The organism is Agromyces sp. MMS24-K17, assembly GCF_043950245.1.
In the GTDB taxonomy this organism is placed as follows: Bacteria; Actinomycetota; Actinomycetes; order Actinomycetales; family Microbacteriaceae; genus Agromyces.
On the sequence record NZ_CP171640.1, the window covers coordinates 2,899,771 to 2,913,021 of the forward strand.

The following is a 13,251-nucleotide window of genomic DNA, read 5'->3' on the forward strand; positions in this document are numbered from 1 at the left end:
TCGCATGGCGCACACCTCCTCCGACCCCGACACCGCCGTGGACACGGCCGTCATCGACGAGCGGCTCGCCGCCGCCAAGGAGGCGTCCTACCGCCTCGCGACGGCACCCACCGCGTTGAAGGACGCCGCGCTCCAGGCCGTCGCACGGGTGCTCCGCGAGCGGACTGCCGAGATCGTCGCCGCGAACGCGGTCGACCTCGAGGAGGGCCGCGCGAACGACCTCGGCTCCGGACTCCTCGACCGGCTCGCGCTCGACGACCGCCGCATCGACGCCCTCGCCGATGCGGTGCTCGAGGTCGTGCAGCTCGAGGACCCGGTGGGGGAGACCGTCACCGGGCGCTCGCTGCCGAGCGGGGTACGCATCGATCAGGTCCGCGTGCCGCTCGGCGTCGTCGGAGCGATCTACGAGGCGCGCCCGAACGTCACCATCGACATCGCCGTGCTCGCCCTGAAGAGCGGCAACGCGGTCGTGCTGCGCGGGGGCACCGCGGCGCAGCACACGAACGAGGTGCTCGTCGACGTGCTGCGCGAGGCGCTCGAGTCGGTCGGCCTGCCGGGCGCGTCCGTGCAGAGCGTCGACGACTTCGGCCGCGCCGGGGCACGCCACCTCATGCAGGCCCGCGACTACGTCGACGTGCTCATCCCGCGGGGGAGCGCCGGCCTGATCCAGGCCGTCGTCGACGAGGCGAAGGTGCCGGTGATCGAGACCGGCGCCGGCGTCGTGCACATGTTCCTCGACGAGAGTGCCCGGGCCGACTGGGCCGTCGAGCTCGTCCACAACGCGAAGGTCCAGCGGCCGAGCGTGTGCAACGCGCTCGAGACCCTGCTGGTGCACCGCGCCGCCGCGGAGCGGCTCCTGCCGACGGTGCTCGACCGGCTCGAGGCATCCGGAGTGGTGGTACACGGCGACGAACGCGTCCGGGCCATCCGACCCGACGTGCTGCCCGTCTCCGACGCGGACTTCGCGACCGAGCACATGAGCCTCGAGATGTCGGTCGCCGTCGTCGACTCGCTCGACGACGCACTCCGGCACATCCGGCGGTTCTCGACGAAGCACACCGAGTCGATCGTCACGAACGACCTCGGCAACGCCGAGCGCTTCCTCAACGAGGTCGACGCGGCGGCCGTCATGGTGAACGCGTCGACGCGATTCACGGACGGCGGGGAGTTCGGGTTCGGCGCCGAGGTCGGCATCTCCACGCAGAAGCTGCACGCCCGCGGCCCCATGGGCCTGCCCGAGCTGACGAGCACCAAGTGGATCGTGCGCGGCGCCGGGCACGTGCGGGCCTGACCCCACTAGACTGTCCGATGGCGCGAGCGGCAGCAGCCGCGAACGCAGCAACGTGAAAGGAACGCCCGAATGAGCCTGGTGACCGGAATCCTCGCGACGAACGAGACGGTGAACGCGAGGGAGCTGCCCATCGAGCCGTTCTTCTACGGGCTGATCGCGTTCATCATCTTCGTGTCCCTCGCCCTGGTCACCCTCTCATACCGCGATGTCGCGAATCGCCACCGCGCGAAGGCCGAGGCGTACGCCGCGCGTCACGCGGGAGACGAGCACGCGGGGCACTGACCCGGGCACCCGATGACCGGCGAGCAGCGCCGACCCCGCGTCGGGGTCATGGGCGGCACCTTCGATCCGATCCACCACGGGCACCTGGTGGCCGCGAGCGAGGTGGCCCAGTCGTTCGACCTCGACGAGGTCGTCTTCGTGCCGACCGGTCGCCCGTCGTACAAGGACGTCGTCACCCCACCGGAGCATCGCTACCTGATGACGGTCATCGCGACCGCGTCGAATCCGCGGTTCACGGTGAGCCGGGTCGACATCGATCGCGAGAAGCCGACCTACACGATCGACACGCTGCACGACATCCGCCGCGATCGCCCCGACGCCGAGCTGTTCTTCATCACCGGCGCCGACGCGGTCGCGCAGATCCTCTCGTGGAGGGATGTCTCGGAGCTCTGGGACCTCGCCCACTTCGTGGCTGTGAGTCGCCCGGGACATGTGCTGTCCGTTTCTGGATTGCCGGAGCAGCACGTAAGCTTGCTTGAGGTACCGGCGCTGGCGATTTCGTCGACGGATTGCCGGGACAGGGTGCGCCGGGGTTTCCCGGTGTGGTACTTGGTGCCCGATGGGGTCGTCCAGTACATCTCCAAGCACCATCTCTACCGGAGTGTCGAATGACGTCGTCGCAGGAACCGCCGCTCACTCGTCGCGAGATTCGCGAGCGGGAGCGGCTTCAGGCCCAGGAGGCCGGTTCGGCGACCCCGGATGCCACGCCGCCGGCGGCTGCGCCCGCCGCGACGCCGCCGTTCGCCGGTGGCCCGGCACCCGCACGTCCGCCGCAGCCGGGCCCCCCGCAGCCGCCACAGCAGGCCCCCGCCTACGCGGCGCCTCGTCCCGTCGCGGCGCCCGCGCCCGTCGCCCCGCAGGTCTCGCCGTTCGCACCGCCGGCTCCGGCCGCACCGTCGTTCGCGCCCCCGCAGACCGGCCAGCCGGTGCGGCCAGCACCGCAGGGCCAGCCGGCACCGCCCCACCAGCAGGCTCCGTCCGCGCCGCCGAACGCCGCGCCGCGCCCGACGTGGACGCCGCCGGCCGCGGCGCCGCAGGCACCCGGCCCGCAGGTGCCGGTCGGGCAGGGGGCGCAACCGGGTCGCCCCGTCGACCAGGCCGCGAACCGCGGACCCGCGGGGCCCACGCGTTCCGCCGGCCGAGCACCCGAGCGCACGCTCACGCGTCGCGAGCTCCGGTCGCTGATCGACTCGCAGCACGTCGAGGGCGATGACGACGACGACTTCGACGCGCTCCTCGGCGACGCGTCGGTGCCGGCCTCACGTTCGAGCTCGGGTGCGCCGCAGGGCGGGGCGCCCGCTGCGCCCGCGCCCGGCCCGGTCCGCACGCCGGCACCCCACCAGGCTGCCGACGCAGCCCGGGCGGATGAGCCCGTCGCGCCCAAGCCGGCCGGCCATTGGACCGATCAGCTGAATCTCCCCGACGAGGAGCCCGAGCCCTTCGACCAGCTCCTCTCCCGTGGTGCGTCGTCGCACGGCGTGCCGACGACGACGAACGCGCTGATCCTGCCGACCCTGCCCGACCAGGGTTCGATCGGCGCCACCCTCGGCAGCGAGGTCATCGTGACGGGTTCGATCGACCTGCCCCGCAGCTACGGTGCGACCGGCCTGCACCCCAGCCAGATCGACTCGACCGACATCGACCGGCTCTTCGATCGCGACGACGACGCGGCCACCACCGGGGTCGCCCCCGTCGCGGCGACCAAGGCCATCAGCACGCAGGGCGGAGCCCGCACGATGATGGCCCCGCCCCAGAAGGAGGGCGTCAACGTCCCCCTCGTGCTCGCCGTCACGGCCGGCGTGCTCGCACTCGGCGTCGTCGCCACCCTCATCATCGGCGCCATGACGGGGTTGTTCTGATGCCCCGGCGCCCCATCGACCCGGAAGAGACGGCATGACCGCATCCGCCCACACTCTCGACCTGCTGGCCGCCGCCGCGCGTGCCGCCGACTCGAAGGGTGGGGAGGATCTCGTCGCGCTCGACGTGTCGGATCCCACCCCCTTCGCCGATGCCTTCCTGCTGGTGACCGGCGCGACCGAGCGCAACGTCGTCGCCATCGCCGAGGCCGTCGAGGAAGCCCTGGCGGAGGCCGGTGCGCCCGTGCACCGTCGCGAGGGCCGGCAGCACGCCCGATGGGTGCTGCTCGACTTCGGCGACCTCGTCGTGCACGTCTTCCACCGCGAGGACCGCATGTACTACGGGCTCGAGCGCCTCTGGCTCGACTGCCCGCCGATCGCCGTCGCACCCCTCCTCGTGGCCGACGAATCGGCCCCCACCGGGTGAGGCTCCCTCGATTTCGTTTCGAGGCAGATGCTGGTGTAATCTGAATCTGTTGCCGCCGAGAGGTGGAAACGAAAACGAAGATGATCTTGATCATCGACGGGTCTGTGGCGCAGCTGGTAGCGCACCTGCATGGCATGCAGGGGGTCAGGGGTTCGAGTCCCCTCAGATCCACCAAAAACCCCTGATGAATCTCAAGATTCTCAGGGGTTTTCTCGTTGGCGGACGGCCGTTACGAGGCGATGCGGCCTTTTGGAGCCTTCTTCCTCTCATGTGGCTGATCCGTCGGGGCGGCAAGAGGCCCACAGGCATCCACAGCCTTCGCCACCTGAAGCTGAACATCTCGGCTTGATGCGCACTCCTACGGAGGATGAACGAATCAGCCCAACCCAACGTCCCGGGATCGCGGTTCGTCGAGAACCTCCGCGATTACCTCAGCGTCGACGAGCTGGCGCAGTACCGCGGGATGCCGGCCAACCAGCACAGACTCCCCGAGCCCGGGGCTGTCTTGGATCTGGATTCATCCCCAAACACCTGCAACTGACGGCAATCTCGGCCATTACAGTCCAGCTGGATGACCTCTTACGCCCTCTTAGTTACTGGCATCCACAACCAACCAGGTGCGCTCGAGCCGGGCTGCCAATCTGTCAAGGGGTCAGGGGTTCGAGTCCCCTCAGATCCACCAAAGCCCCTGACGAATCAAATGATGAGTCCCCCGGCGTTTCTGGAGACTGATTTCCTTGGAAGGATCGTCTTCATGGCACGTCCCAGTAAGTACCCGCGCGAGCTTCGTGAGCGCGCTGTCCGGATGGTCGTCGAGGTACGGCCGGACTATCCGAGCGAGTATCAGGCGATGACCGCGGTCGCCGGGATGCTCGGCATCGGTTCGCCCGAGACCGTGCGGACCTGGATGCGCCGGCAGCAGGTCGACGCGGGCGTGCGGCCCGGGCTCACGACGGATGCGCAGGCCGAGCTCAAGCGCCTCAAGCGTGAGAACGCGGAGTTGCGTCGTGCGAACGAGATCCTGAAGGCGGCTTCGGCTTTCTTCGCGGCCGAGCTCGACCGGCCAGTGAAGCGGTAGTCGCGTTCATCCAGGCGCACAAGGACCGTACCGATGGTGGGCTGCGGTGGGGTGTCGAGCCGATCTGCGCGGTGCTCAGCGAGCATGGCTGCAAGGTCGCCCCATCGACGTACTACGACGCCACGGCGCGTAAGCCCTCGGCGCGGGAACGCGCTGACGAACGGTGGAAGCCGATCATCCTGGGCACGTGGGAGCAGCATCACCGCCGGCTCGGTGCCCGGAAGCTCTGGCTCCGGTTACGCCGTGACGGGCACGACATCGCCCGGTGCACGGTCGAGCGGTTGATGCGCGACCTCGGGATCGGCGGGGTGGTGCGCGGCAAGCGCAAGCATCCGGCCGATGTTGATCCGCGGGAAACCCGGCCGAGTGATCTCATCGATCGGCACTTCCGTCGGTTCCGCACGAACCAGCTCTGGGTCGCTGACTTCACGTACGTGTGGACGTGGTCGGGGTGGGTGTACGTCGCGTTCGTGTTCGACGCGCACTCGCGCCGGATCATCGGCTGGCGGGCCGCCACGAGCATGACGACGCCGCTCGTGCTGGACTGCCTCGAGATGGCGTTCTTCACACGGCGGCGCGAGGGCGTCACCGGCTTCGCTGGGCTGACGCACCACACGGACGCGGGCAGCGTCTACACCTCGATCGCCTTCACCGACCGGCTCGTCGAGGAAGGCATCGATCCGTCCGTCGGGTCCGTGGGCGATGCGTACGACAACTCCCTCGCGGAATCCCAGATCGGGTTGTACAAGTCCGAGCTCATCCATCACGAGGGCCCGTGGCGCGACGTCGAACAGGTCGAAGCCGCGACCGCGGCGTGGGTGACGTGGTTCAACCACGAACGCACGCACGGCTCGATCGACGACCTCACGCCACTCGAGCTCGAGCACCTCGACTACGCTCGCACCGAACCCCTCGAACGAGCGGGCTGACACCAGCACCACACTCTCCGGACACGCCGGGGGGACTCATGATTCGTCAGGGGGTTTCGTTGGAATGGGCTGAAGGCAGGCCGCTGGGGCTGTTCTGGTCTACTTTTCAGGAGAATGACGGGACCGTTCCGGCGAACCGGTTCGTCGACGTGCTGGGGGGAGTATCTCGGCGTCGACGAGTTGGCGTAGTACCTGCAGCTCTCCATACGCACGATCTGCCGTTGGCGTCACGAATGAACCGGCCGGAAGGCCACCAAGCTCGCCATATTCCTGCGATTCAGGCGAGGGAACGTCCAGGCCTGGCTGAACGCCCGACCGACCGAGAAACTGCTGTCGGTCTTCCGCCTGACCCGAAGGGTCACCAAGACCGACAGCAGTCCGCACCTCGAGGCTGACGGCTCAAGCCCGCCGGCGTTCCAGTATCTGCTGTTTCCCGCTCGTGTCAGCCGCCGTACACGTTCACGATCGCGTTCGGGCCCTGGTCCGGGCCGGAGGTGACCTCCATGCCTTGGATCTGCGGGATCCCCCCGGCTGCCCAGCCCCAAACACCCTCGAACGCGTAGTCGACCGGGTCGAGCTGCTTCGTCGTCGGACCATTGAACGTGTCGTACCCGATGAGAGCCGTCGCGGTGAACTCGGCGTTGAATGTCTCGGGCATCGGGGAAAGGCGTGCGGAGTCGGTGAGCGTCCATACAGCGGTGAAGGAGTCGGAGAACGGGCTACCGCCGAGCGCTCGGATGCCGCACCCCTCCGGCTCACCCTGGCCGGTCGCGAAGCATCGGTCGAGGAACCGGGCGAACTGAGACGTGAGCTCATGGCCGACCTTCGCCAGGTCCGGGCGGATGAGGTCGTTGTCGAAGTCCTCGGTCACAGCGACGCTGTCGCCTGCGCGGAGTTCGAAGAACTCGGACGCGCGGTAGGTGATCGGGTACACCGCAGGGAGGACCGACAGCGGCTTGTCGGCGCCCGTGATGTACGCGTTCGCTTCACCGTCGACCTGACCGACCTCGTGGGTGCTCACCAACCCGAGCTTCCAATTCCGGTCCTCGTCGGCGATGACCGGCACGACGGTCTCCCACGTCTTCCCGTCGAGCTCGTAGGCGACCGGGAACAGCCATTCGACATCATCAATCCCGTCACCCTCGCCGGTGATGCGGATGTTCGTCGGAGTTGCGGATGCCGCCTCGATGCCGGCGAGGATCTCGATGGCCGCATCGCCGGGGAGTAGCTCTGCGAGCCGGTCGGTGTCGCCTCCCTCCCACGCCTCGAGGAACGACGCGGCAACGGCACGGGCGTCCGGCCTCTGCCCGGCGACGGTGCCGACGATGGTGCCGGCGGCCGCAAGGATGGCGACCGCGGCGCACGTGACGATCCAGACGATGCGACGCCGACGCGTCTTCTCTGCAGGGGAGGGTTCAGCGGTGACGGTCACTGGTGTTCGGTCCTTTCGATACGGTACGAAATTCCGACCATATCGTTCAGGTAACTCTCAGGAAACTCGAGGCAGCCTCGCCGCCGGACGAAGACGATCACGTGAACGCCCCTATCCCTCAGCCGTGAATGCGGACGCTGCGCCTCCCGTCGTTCTGGCCGCGTCGGTCGTCCGCGCCATTTCGGTCCACGAATACGGAGACTCGTCACGCACGGGTCTTGACCACGCCGACGGCGCGTCGCTTTACTGTGACTCACGGTCGACGTCATCCCCAGGAGGCGAAGTGCATCCGACTCTGCTCGAGACGCTGGCAGCGTGGCTGCTGATCGTCGCGTTCGTGATCTCGTTGGCGTACGAGCTGTGGCGAGCGTCCGCGAAGGCGGGCGCGTCACGGCACGACTCGTGGCGGGCGTTCCTGGTCTGGAACCTCTGGCTCTACGTCGTCGCGGCGGTCGTGATCGTCCTGCTGCTGGCGGCGGTGCCGGGTGCGGCATGGGTGGGCCTGGTCTTCTCGGCGCTGATCGTCGTGGTCTCGATCTTCTACTACAACCCGGTCATCATGCTGGAGCGCAAGCCGGGGCTCGTCGACTGGGTCGAGGACCTCCTGTACACGGGGCTCCTGTTCGTGGTGGTCGCGTTCCTGTGGCTCGAAGTCGCGGGCCTGGCGCTCGCCTGACCCCCTGATGCCGGCTCTGCCGCCGTCGTGCGGCGTGCCGGGTTGACCCGGTTCGGGGTCCGTCACAGAATTGGCGGGTACGCCCACCAGCAACAGGGGTACGCCCACGAGCAACAGGGGGAAGACGGATGGCCGACGCAGACACCCGGTCCACGGCGAACGACCCGACGAGGGTGATGTCGACGGCCGACGACCCGACGTGGTCCCTCGAGGCCTCCGCCATCGCCCAGGAGGCGGTCCCGCGAACGGATCCGGCGCACACCGAGGTCATCGCCGCCCCGGCCGAATCCGCCGCCGCGTCGGCCAAGCCCGGCGTCCGCCCGTGGAGCAGCGACCTCCGGTTCATGTTCGTGGTCCTGGTCGCCATCGTGACCCTGTTCCTCGCGTTCGCCCTCCTCATCGCGTTCAGCCCGACCGGGGCTGCGATCAGCGCGCTCGCGGTCATCGCGGCGCCCATCGCGACGATGGTGGCGGCCTACTACGGCATCTCGCTCGCGCTGAAGCAGGTGCGCGACGCACGTGAGGCCGCTGAGGCGGCCGATGCCCGCGCCCGCGCCGCCGAGGCGGCCGCGCGCGAGGCCGACGCGTGGGCTGCCCAGCTCGAGTCGGGTCTGCGCGTCGGCGTCGCGAAGCTGCGTGCCTCGGGCATCGACACCCGCGACGTGGAGCGCGCAGCCGGGACTCCCGCCGACTTCTTCTGATCCGCTGAGGAGGCGGGCTGCAGCGCAGCCCGTCGGGTCAGTGGTTCCAGTTCTCCAGCGCCTGCGCCGGCGGCCGCCCGGTCACCTCGGCGCGGATCAGGTGCGATCGCGTCGAGACCACGCCGGGCGCCTGCTGGATGTCCCGCAGGATCGCCTGGCTGAGCTGCTCGTGGTCGGGCGCGCTCACGGTGAGGATGAGGTCGACCTCGCTCGCGACCGCCTGCACCTTCTCGACGAACGGCAGCGCTGCGAGGCGGGCGGCGATCTCCTCCCACGCACCGGGCTCGACGCGCACCACGACGAGTGCGCAGCTGCGCAACCCGATCGACTCGCGGTCGATCTGGGCGCCGTAGCCGGTGATGACGCCGCGGACCTGGAGGTGCTGGATGCGGTTGTGCGCGGCCGTGCGGGAGATGTGGACGCGATCGGCGAGCGTGCGCACCGAGAGGCGACCGTCGCGGCTCAACTCGGCCACGATGCGGCGGTCGATGGCGTCGAGCGGGTCGGCGCCGGACACTGCGGATTCGGTCATCGTCGTCCTCGGAATCTGCGCCCAGCCTAGCGCCAGCGAGCGCGGCCGAGGAGGGGCATCCGTCAGCGTGCGCGAGTGCGCGCGGCGACGCGCCTGAGCGCAAGATGCATCGGGATGCGTCGCACGGGGGCGGGGACCGCGAGGCGGCTCGCAGCGACGACGGTGAACCATCCGTCGGCGGCGCGCTCGACGCGCGGCGTCCAGCGGAACCCGTAGGCCTCGCGGACGACCGGGGGGAGCAGCGCGGCCGTCATGAGGCGGACGGGCGGCAGGGCGGCGCGGAGCGGCGTCGGGAGGTTCGGCGTGACGAGGAGGGAGCGGGCGACGTCGCGCGCCTCCGGTCCGACGCGGAGTCCGGTGAGCCGGGTCGTCCACCAGTCGTCGAACTCGTGCCGCGTGTCGGGCCATCCGGCCCGGGTGGCCTGGAGCCGGGATCCGAGCGGGCCGTACCCGCGCACGATCGCGTCGGCGACTTCCGGCTCGAACCGGGCCGACACCCGCTCGTGCACGGCGAGCGCCATCGCGAGCAGCGTCGAGGCCACCCACCGCTGGGCGTCGTCGTCGAACGCGTTGTACGCGGGTGCGCCGTCGGCGGCCGGCCCGCGGACCGGAGCATGGCGGGCGTTCACCTCGCGAACGGCGGCCGCGACGAGCCGGTCGTCGCCGAACCCGACCGTGTAGGCGTAGTCGAGCGTCGCCCGGAGGCGGCCCATCGGATCCTCCTGGAAGCCGCTGTGCCTGGCGACGCCGCGCGCGACGCGCGGATCGGCGAGTTGCAGCAGGATCGCGGCGGCGCCCCCGACGAGCAGCGTCGCATCGCCCGAGTAGCGGCGGAAGATCTCGCGGTCGGTGGCGTCCATCAATACCAGTTGTACCGCTCCGAGTGCGCCCACGCGCCACATGGCGAGCCGTACCTCGCCGCGATGTACCCGAGACCCCAGTCGACCTGCGTGCGGCCGTTGGTCCGCCAGTCGGCGCCGGCGGAGGCCATCTTGCTGCCGGGGAGTGACTGCGGGATCCCGTACGCACCGCTCGAGGCGTTGTACGCGTCGGCCCGCCAGCTCGACTCACGGGTCCACAGCAACACCAGGCACTGGTACTCGCCGTCGCCCCACCCGTACGCACCGATCGCGCTCCGCGCGTACGCCTTGTGCCCGGCTGGATCGACGACGACGCCACTGGGCGGGGGAGCGGTGCTGCCTGCGCCGCCGGAGGCGGCTGCCGCGGCTGCCGCGGCGGCAGCTTCCCGGGCCGCCGCCTCGGCGCGCGCCTGCTCGCCGATGCGGTAGCGGCGCTCGAGGTCGGCGGTGGAGTCCCGGAGGCTCGCGAGCTGGGCGTAGAGCGTCTCGATGGCGGCACGCTGCTCGGCGAGCGCGGCCTCCGCGGCCCGGTGGGCCGCCTCCGCCTCGGCGGCGCGGTCTGCGGCCTCGCGCGCGAGCCGGTCGCGTTCCTGCTCGGCGACGGCCGCCTGGTCGCTCAGTGCCGTCGAAGCCGAACGGTCGACCTGGGCCTCGGCGGCGACCGAGGCGGTGAGGTCGGCGATCCGCGCGGAGCGCGCGAGGCGCTGGAGCAGCTCCGCTGCGGTGCCGGGGTCGTCGGATCCTTGGCCGAGGAGCGCGAGCGTCGGGTCGACGCCCCCGGTGCGGGCAAGCAGCGCGGCGCTGCGACCGAAGCGTGCGGCCGAGGCATCCGCCCGGGCCGTCGCCTGGGCCGAGGCATCGCGCAAGGTGGTGGCGCGCAGCGACGCGGTCACCCGGGCGGCTTCGGCGGTGGATGCCACGGCGGCGGCCTCGACGGCCGCGTCGCCGAGGCGGCCCGATTCGACCTCGAGATCGGCGATGAGCCCGTCGATGCGCGTCGCCTCGGCCTCGCGGGCGGTGACGTCGGCCTTCGCTGCGGCGACCTCGTCCCACGTCGGGTAGTCCTCGGCCGCTGCGGGGGAGAGGGGCAGCAGGGCGAGGACCAGTCCGGCAGCCGCGGCGAGCGCGACCGCCCGGTGGACCCGTGCACGAGCCATGCCACCCCCGTTGATCCAGCCCGTCCCTGAGCGCGCGAGTCTACCCACGGGTCGTCGGCGCGGCCGCAGGGACACGCGTCGCATGGACAGGCCGCGGGCGGTGCCGGATTCCTGAGAAAGTCCTGAGTGCGGGGGCCTCGGGGAATGCCCCCGGCGTCTCCATGCGTTTGCATGGGAGAATCGTCGGGAGACCGACCCGCATACGACTGGAGACATCGACGCATGACGACCACCGCCTCGACCATCGAGATCCCCGGCTACCGCGCCGGCACCTGGACCATCGACCCGACCCACAGTGAGGTCGGCTTCAGCATCCGTCACCTCATGATCAGCAAGGTGAAGGGCAAGTTCGAGCGCTTCGAGGCGACCTTCGTCACCGCCGAGGACCCGCTGGACTCGACGGTCACCGCGTCGGCTGAGGTCGCCTCGATCAACACGAACGAGCCCAACCGCGACGGTCACCTCCGCACCGGCGACTTCTTCGAGGCCGAGACGTACCCGACCATCGACTTCGTCTCGACCGGCGTACGCGTCGAGGGCGGCGACTTCAAGGTGGACGGCGACCTCACCATCCGCGGCATCACCAAGCCCGTCACGTTCGACTTCGACTTCGGCGGCTTCGGCGGCGACCCGTACGGCAACTACAAGGGCGGCGCCACCGCCAAGGCCGTCATCAACCGCGAGGACTTCGGCCTCACCTACAACGCCGCACTCGAGACCGGCGGCGTGCTCCTGGGCGACCAGGTCACCATCACGCTCGAGCTGCAGGCCGCGCTCCAGCAGTAATCGCGACGCGACAGGGAGGGCGGGACGGTTTCGGCCGTCCCGCCCTCCGGTGCGTTCCGGGGCGTGATCCTCCGTGCCGCCTCAGCCGTCGGCCGCTTCGAGCGCCAGCAACGGCACCCCGCGGAACGCGGCCCACGCCTCGAGCGCGCGTCGATACCCGCCCGGGGCAATCGCATCGCCGAACCCTTCGAGGGTGACGGATGTCCCGCCGCGGGTGTCCCGCCGCCGCCAGGTGCCCGTCACCCAGCCACGGTCGACGAGGATCGGCTGGAACACGCCGTTGCCGCCCGGGACCACCTTCCGTGCGTCGTCCGGGGCGCAGACGACCGATCGGTCGGCGTAGCCGAGGAAGTACTCGTCGAACGCCGCGAGCGCGAGTCGGCCGCCCGGTCGGGCCGCTGCCGCTGCCGCTGCCCGCGCCGGCTCCTCGGCGCCGACCGCGACCAGCCGTTCGGCGTCGAACTCCGCCAGCGCCTCGCCCGCGACCGCCCGCGCCCGTCGGGCGTCGCCGAGCGTGAGGCCCGCCCACCAGGCGAAGTCGGCCACGGTCACCGGCCCATGTCCGGTGGCGTACGCCGTGAGCAGCCGGGTAAGGGTCTCGTCGCGCGCGTCGTCGCCGGCGCCTGCCGGCGGACCCGGCGCCCACTCGTCGAGCAGCACGAACGACTGCGTCCGGCCGTCGACCGGCCCGCAGCAGACGAGCGCCTCGAGGGCGAAGCGCCACACCAGGTGGTAGCCGCGCTGGCCGCCCGTCGCGATCCCGGCGCCCTCCCACGCGGCGAAGAGCTCGTCGCGGGTGCGTGTGCGCGCGGCGAGCTCGGCGACGACGATCCGCCGCGCCTCGGCGACGACGGCCGCATCGAGACCGAGGTCGCGGTGGCGGGTGGTGAGCCGGCGGAACTCGCGCGGCGCGGTGAGCGCCAGCACCGGTCGCACGAGCGCCGCGGGCATGAGGTGCAGCGTGCCGCGCAGCGGCCAGGTCCGCACGATCGCCCGGGACTCGATCGCGGCATCGACGTCGGCCTCGCGCGCACCCGCCACCCGTGCGCCGAGCACCCACTTCGCCGCGCCCAGGTCCTGCGCCTGCACCGCCCCGAGCCGTTCCACGGCTGCCGTGATCGACGGCAGCCCGCCGCCGGCGAGGCCGTGGGCGGCGAGACGGGCGGCACGCAGGCGCGAGACATCCGATGCGGTGGCCATGCCGGAAGCCTGCACCCACCCGGCGACACCGCGGTCGCGCCGCA

General features: G+C 70.8%; 14 protein-coding genes and 1 tRNA gene. 10 read left to right on the forward strand and 5 right to left on the reverse strand.

Annotated elements, in window-relative coordinates; genetic code table 11:
- Window positions 1-4 precede the first annotated feature (4 nt).
- The 7 genes from ACGGZK_RS13205 (at window position 5) to ACGGZK_RS13235 (ending at window position 5,863) form a co-directional block, all read left to right on the forward strand.
- On the forward strand, window positions 5-1,291 hold the full coding sequence (locus ACGGZK_RS13205; RefSeq protein ID WP_395243102.1) for a glutamate-5-semialdehyde dehydrogenase: 1,287 nt from the start codon (window positions 5-7) through the stop codon (window positions 1,289-1,291).
- Window positions 1,292-1,360: 69 nt separating this feature from the next.
- Window positions 1,361-1,573, forward strand: coding sequence for a hypothetical protein (locus ACGGZK_RS13210; protein ID WP_395243103.1), 213 nt, complete (start codon window positions 1,361-1,363; stop codon window positions 1,571-1,573).
- Between the two features lie 12 nt (window positions 1,574-1,585).
- Window positions 1,586-2,185, forward strand: coding sequence for a nicotinate-nucleotide adenylyltransferase (gene nadD, locus ACGGZK_RS13215; protein ID WP_395243104.1), 600 nt, complete (start codon window positions 1,586-1,588; stop codon window positions 2,183-2,185).
- Window positions 2,182-3,432 (forward strand): hypothetical protein, encoded by a 1,251-nt coding sequence (locus ACGGZK_RS13220; protein ID WP_395243105.1) that lies wholly within the window; start codon window positions 2,182-2,184, stop codon window positions 3,430-3,432. Before nadD ends, ACGGZK_RS13220 begins: the two co-directional genes overlap by 4 nt.
- A gap of 34 nt (window positions 3,433-3,466) precedes the next feature.
- Complete coding sequence (gene rsfS, locus ACGGZK_RS13225) at window positions 3,467-3,856, forward strand: ribosome silencing factor (RefSeq protein WP_395243106.1); 390 nt, start codon at window positions 3,467-3,469, stop codon at window positions 3,854-3,856.
- Window positions 3,857-3,954: 98 nt separating this feature from the next.
- A tRNA-Ala gene (locus ACGGZK_RS13230) sits at window positions 3,955-4,030 on the forward strand.
- A 580-nt stretch (window positions 4,031-4,610) separates the two neighbouring features.
- A protein-coding gene (locus ACGGZK_RS13235; protein WP_395246086.1) for an IS3 family transposase occupies window positions 4,611-5,863 on the forward strand; the annotation gives its coding sequence in 2 pieces (ribosomal slippage) (window positions 4,611-4,893 and window positions 4,893-5,863; 1,254 coding nt in all).
- A gap of 442 nt (window positions 5,864-6,305) precedes the next feature.
- Here ACGGZK_RS13235 and ACGGZK_RS13240 read toward each other — a convergent pair.
- Complete coding sequence (locus ACGGZK_RS13240) at window positions 6,306-7,295, reverse strand: hypothetical protein (RefSeq protein WP_395243107.1); 990 nt, start codon at window positions 7,293-7,295, stop codon at window positions 6,306-6,308.
- A gap of 283 nt (window positions 7,296-7,578) precedes the next feature.
- Here ACGGZK_RS13240 and ACGGZK_RS13245 point away from each other — a divergent pair, with 283 nt between their 5' ends.
- Window positions 7,579-7,971, forward strand: a complete 393-nt coding sequence (locus ACGGZK_RS13245) for a hypothetical protein (protein ID WP_395243108.1) — start codon at window positions 7,579-7,581, stop codon at window positions 7,969-7,971.
- 128 nt (window positions 7,972-8,099) lie between these two features.
- On the forward strand, window positions 8,100-8,672 hold the full coding sequence (locus ACGGZK_RS13250) for a hypothetical protein (RefSeq protein WP_395243109.1): 573 nt from the start codon (window positions 8,100-8,102) through the stop codon (window positions 8,670-8,672).
- A gap of 37 nt (window positions 8,673-8,709) precedes the next feature.
- On the opposite strand, the gene ACGGZK_RS13255 is transcribed toward ACGGZK_RS13250, so the two are convergent.
- From ACGGZK_RS13255 to ACGGZK_RS13265, 3 genes are all read right to left on the reverse strand, one after another.
- Window positions 8,710-9,204: an Lrp/AsnC family transcriptional regulator gene (locus ACGGZK_RS13255; RefSeq protein ID WP_395243110.1), complete on the reverse strand. Its 495-nt coding sequence runs from the start codon at window positions 9,202-9,204 to the stop codon at window positions 8,710-8,712.
- A gap of 62 nt (window positions 9,205-9,266) precedes the next feature.
- Complete coding sequence (locus tag ACGGZK_RS13260; RefSeq protein WP_395243111.1) at window positions 9,267-10,064, reverse strand: oxygenase MpaB family protein; 798 nt, start codon at window positions 10,062-10,064, stop codon at window positions 9,267-9,269.
- On the reverse strand, window positions 10,064-11,221 hold the full coding sequence (locus tag ACGGZK_RS13265) for a hypothetical protein (RefSeq protein WP_395243112.1): 1,158 nt from the start codon (window positions 11,219-11,221) through the stop codon (window positions 10,064-10,066). The genes ACGGZK_RS13260 and ACGGZK_RS13265 overlap by 1 nt, the downstream gene beginning before the upstream one ends.
- Before the next feature lie 222 nt (window positions 11,222-11,443).
- Between ACGGZK_RS13265 and ACGGZK_RS13270 the strand changes: the two genes are divergently transcribed.
- Window positions 11,444-12,007 (forward strand): YceI family protein, encoded by a 564-nt coding sequence (locus tag ACGGZK_RS13270; RefSeq protein ID WP_395243113.1) that lies wholly within the window; start codon window positions 11,444-11,446, stop codon window positions 12,005-12,007.
- Between the two features lie 81 nt (window positions 12,008-12,088).
- Here the strand turns inward: ACGGZK_RS13270 and ACGGZK_RS13275 are convergent, their stop codons facing one another.
- A complete protein-coding gene (locus ACGGZK_RS13275; protein ID WP_395243114.1) occupies window positions 12,089-13,207 on the reverse strand; it encodes a winged helix DNA-binding domain-containing protein in 1,119 nt (372 codons plus the stop codon).
- Window positions 13,208-13,251 lie beyond the last annotated feature (44 nt).

What these genes read in the sequence shown, in the direction of transcription:
- ACGGZK_RS13205 (WP_395243102.1), top strand. Translation starts at nt 5, where the DNA reads ATGGCGCACACCTCCTCCGACCCCGACACCGCCGTGGACACGGCCGTC.
- ACGGZK_RS13210 (WP_395243103.1), top strand. Translation starts at nt 1,361, where the DNA reads ATGAGCCTGGTGACCGGAATCCTCGCGACGAACGAGACGGTGAACGCG.
- nadD (WP_395243104.1), top strand. Translation starts at nt 1,586, where the DNA reads ATGACCGGCGAGCAGCGCCGACCCCGCGTCGGGGTCATGGGCGGCACC.
- ACGGZK_RS13220 (WP_395243105.1), top strand. Translation starts at nt 2,182, where the DNA reads ATGACGTCGTCGCAGGAACCGCCGCTCACTCGTCGCGAGATTCGCGAG.
- rsfS (WP_395243106.1), top strand. Translation starts at nt 3,467, where the DNA reads ATGACCGCATCCGCCCACACTCTCGACCTGCTGGCCGCCGCCGCGCGT.
- ACGGZK_RS13250 (WP_395243109.1), top strand. Translation starts at nt 8,100, where the DNA reads ATGGCCGACGCAGACACCCGGTCCACGGCGAACGACCCGACGAGGGTG.
- ACGGZK_RS13255 (WP_395243110.1), bottom strand. Translation starts at nt 9,204, where the DNA reads ATGACCGAATCCGCAGTGTCCGGCGCCGACCCGCTCGACGCCATCGAC.
- ACGGZK_RS13260 (WP_395243111.1), bottom strand. Translation starts at nt 10,064, where the DNA reads ATGGACGCCACCGACCGCGAGATCTTCCGCCGCTACTCGGGCGATGCG.
- ACGGZK_RS13265 (WP_395243112.1), bottom strand. Translation starts at nt 11,221, where the DNA reads ATGGCTCGTGCACGGGTCCACCGGGCGGTCGCGCTCGCCGCGGCTGCC.
- ACGGZK_RS13270 (WP_395243113.1), top strand. Translation starts at nt 11,444, where the DNA reads ATGACGACCACCGCCTCGACCATCGAGATCCCCGGCTACCGCGCCGGC.
- ACGGZK_RS13275 (WP_395243114.1), bottom strand. Translation starts at nt 13,207, where the DNA reads ATGGCCACCGCATCGGATGTCTCGCGCCTGCGTGCCGCCCGTCTCGCC.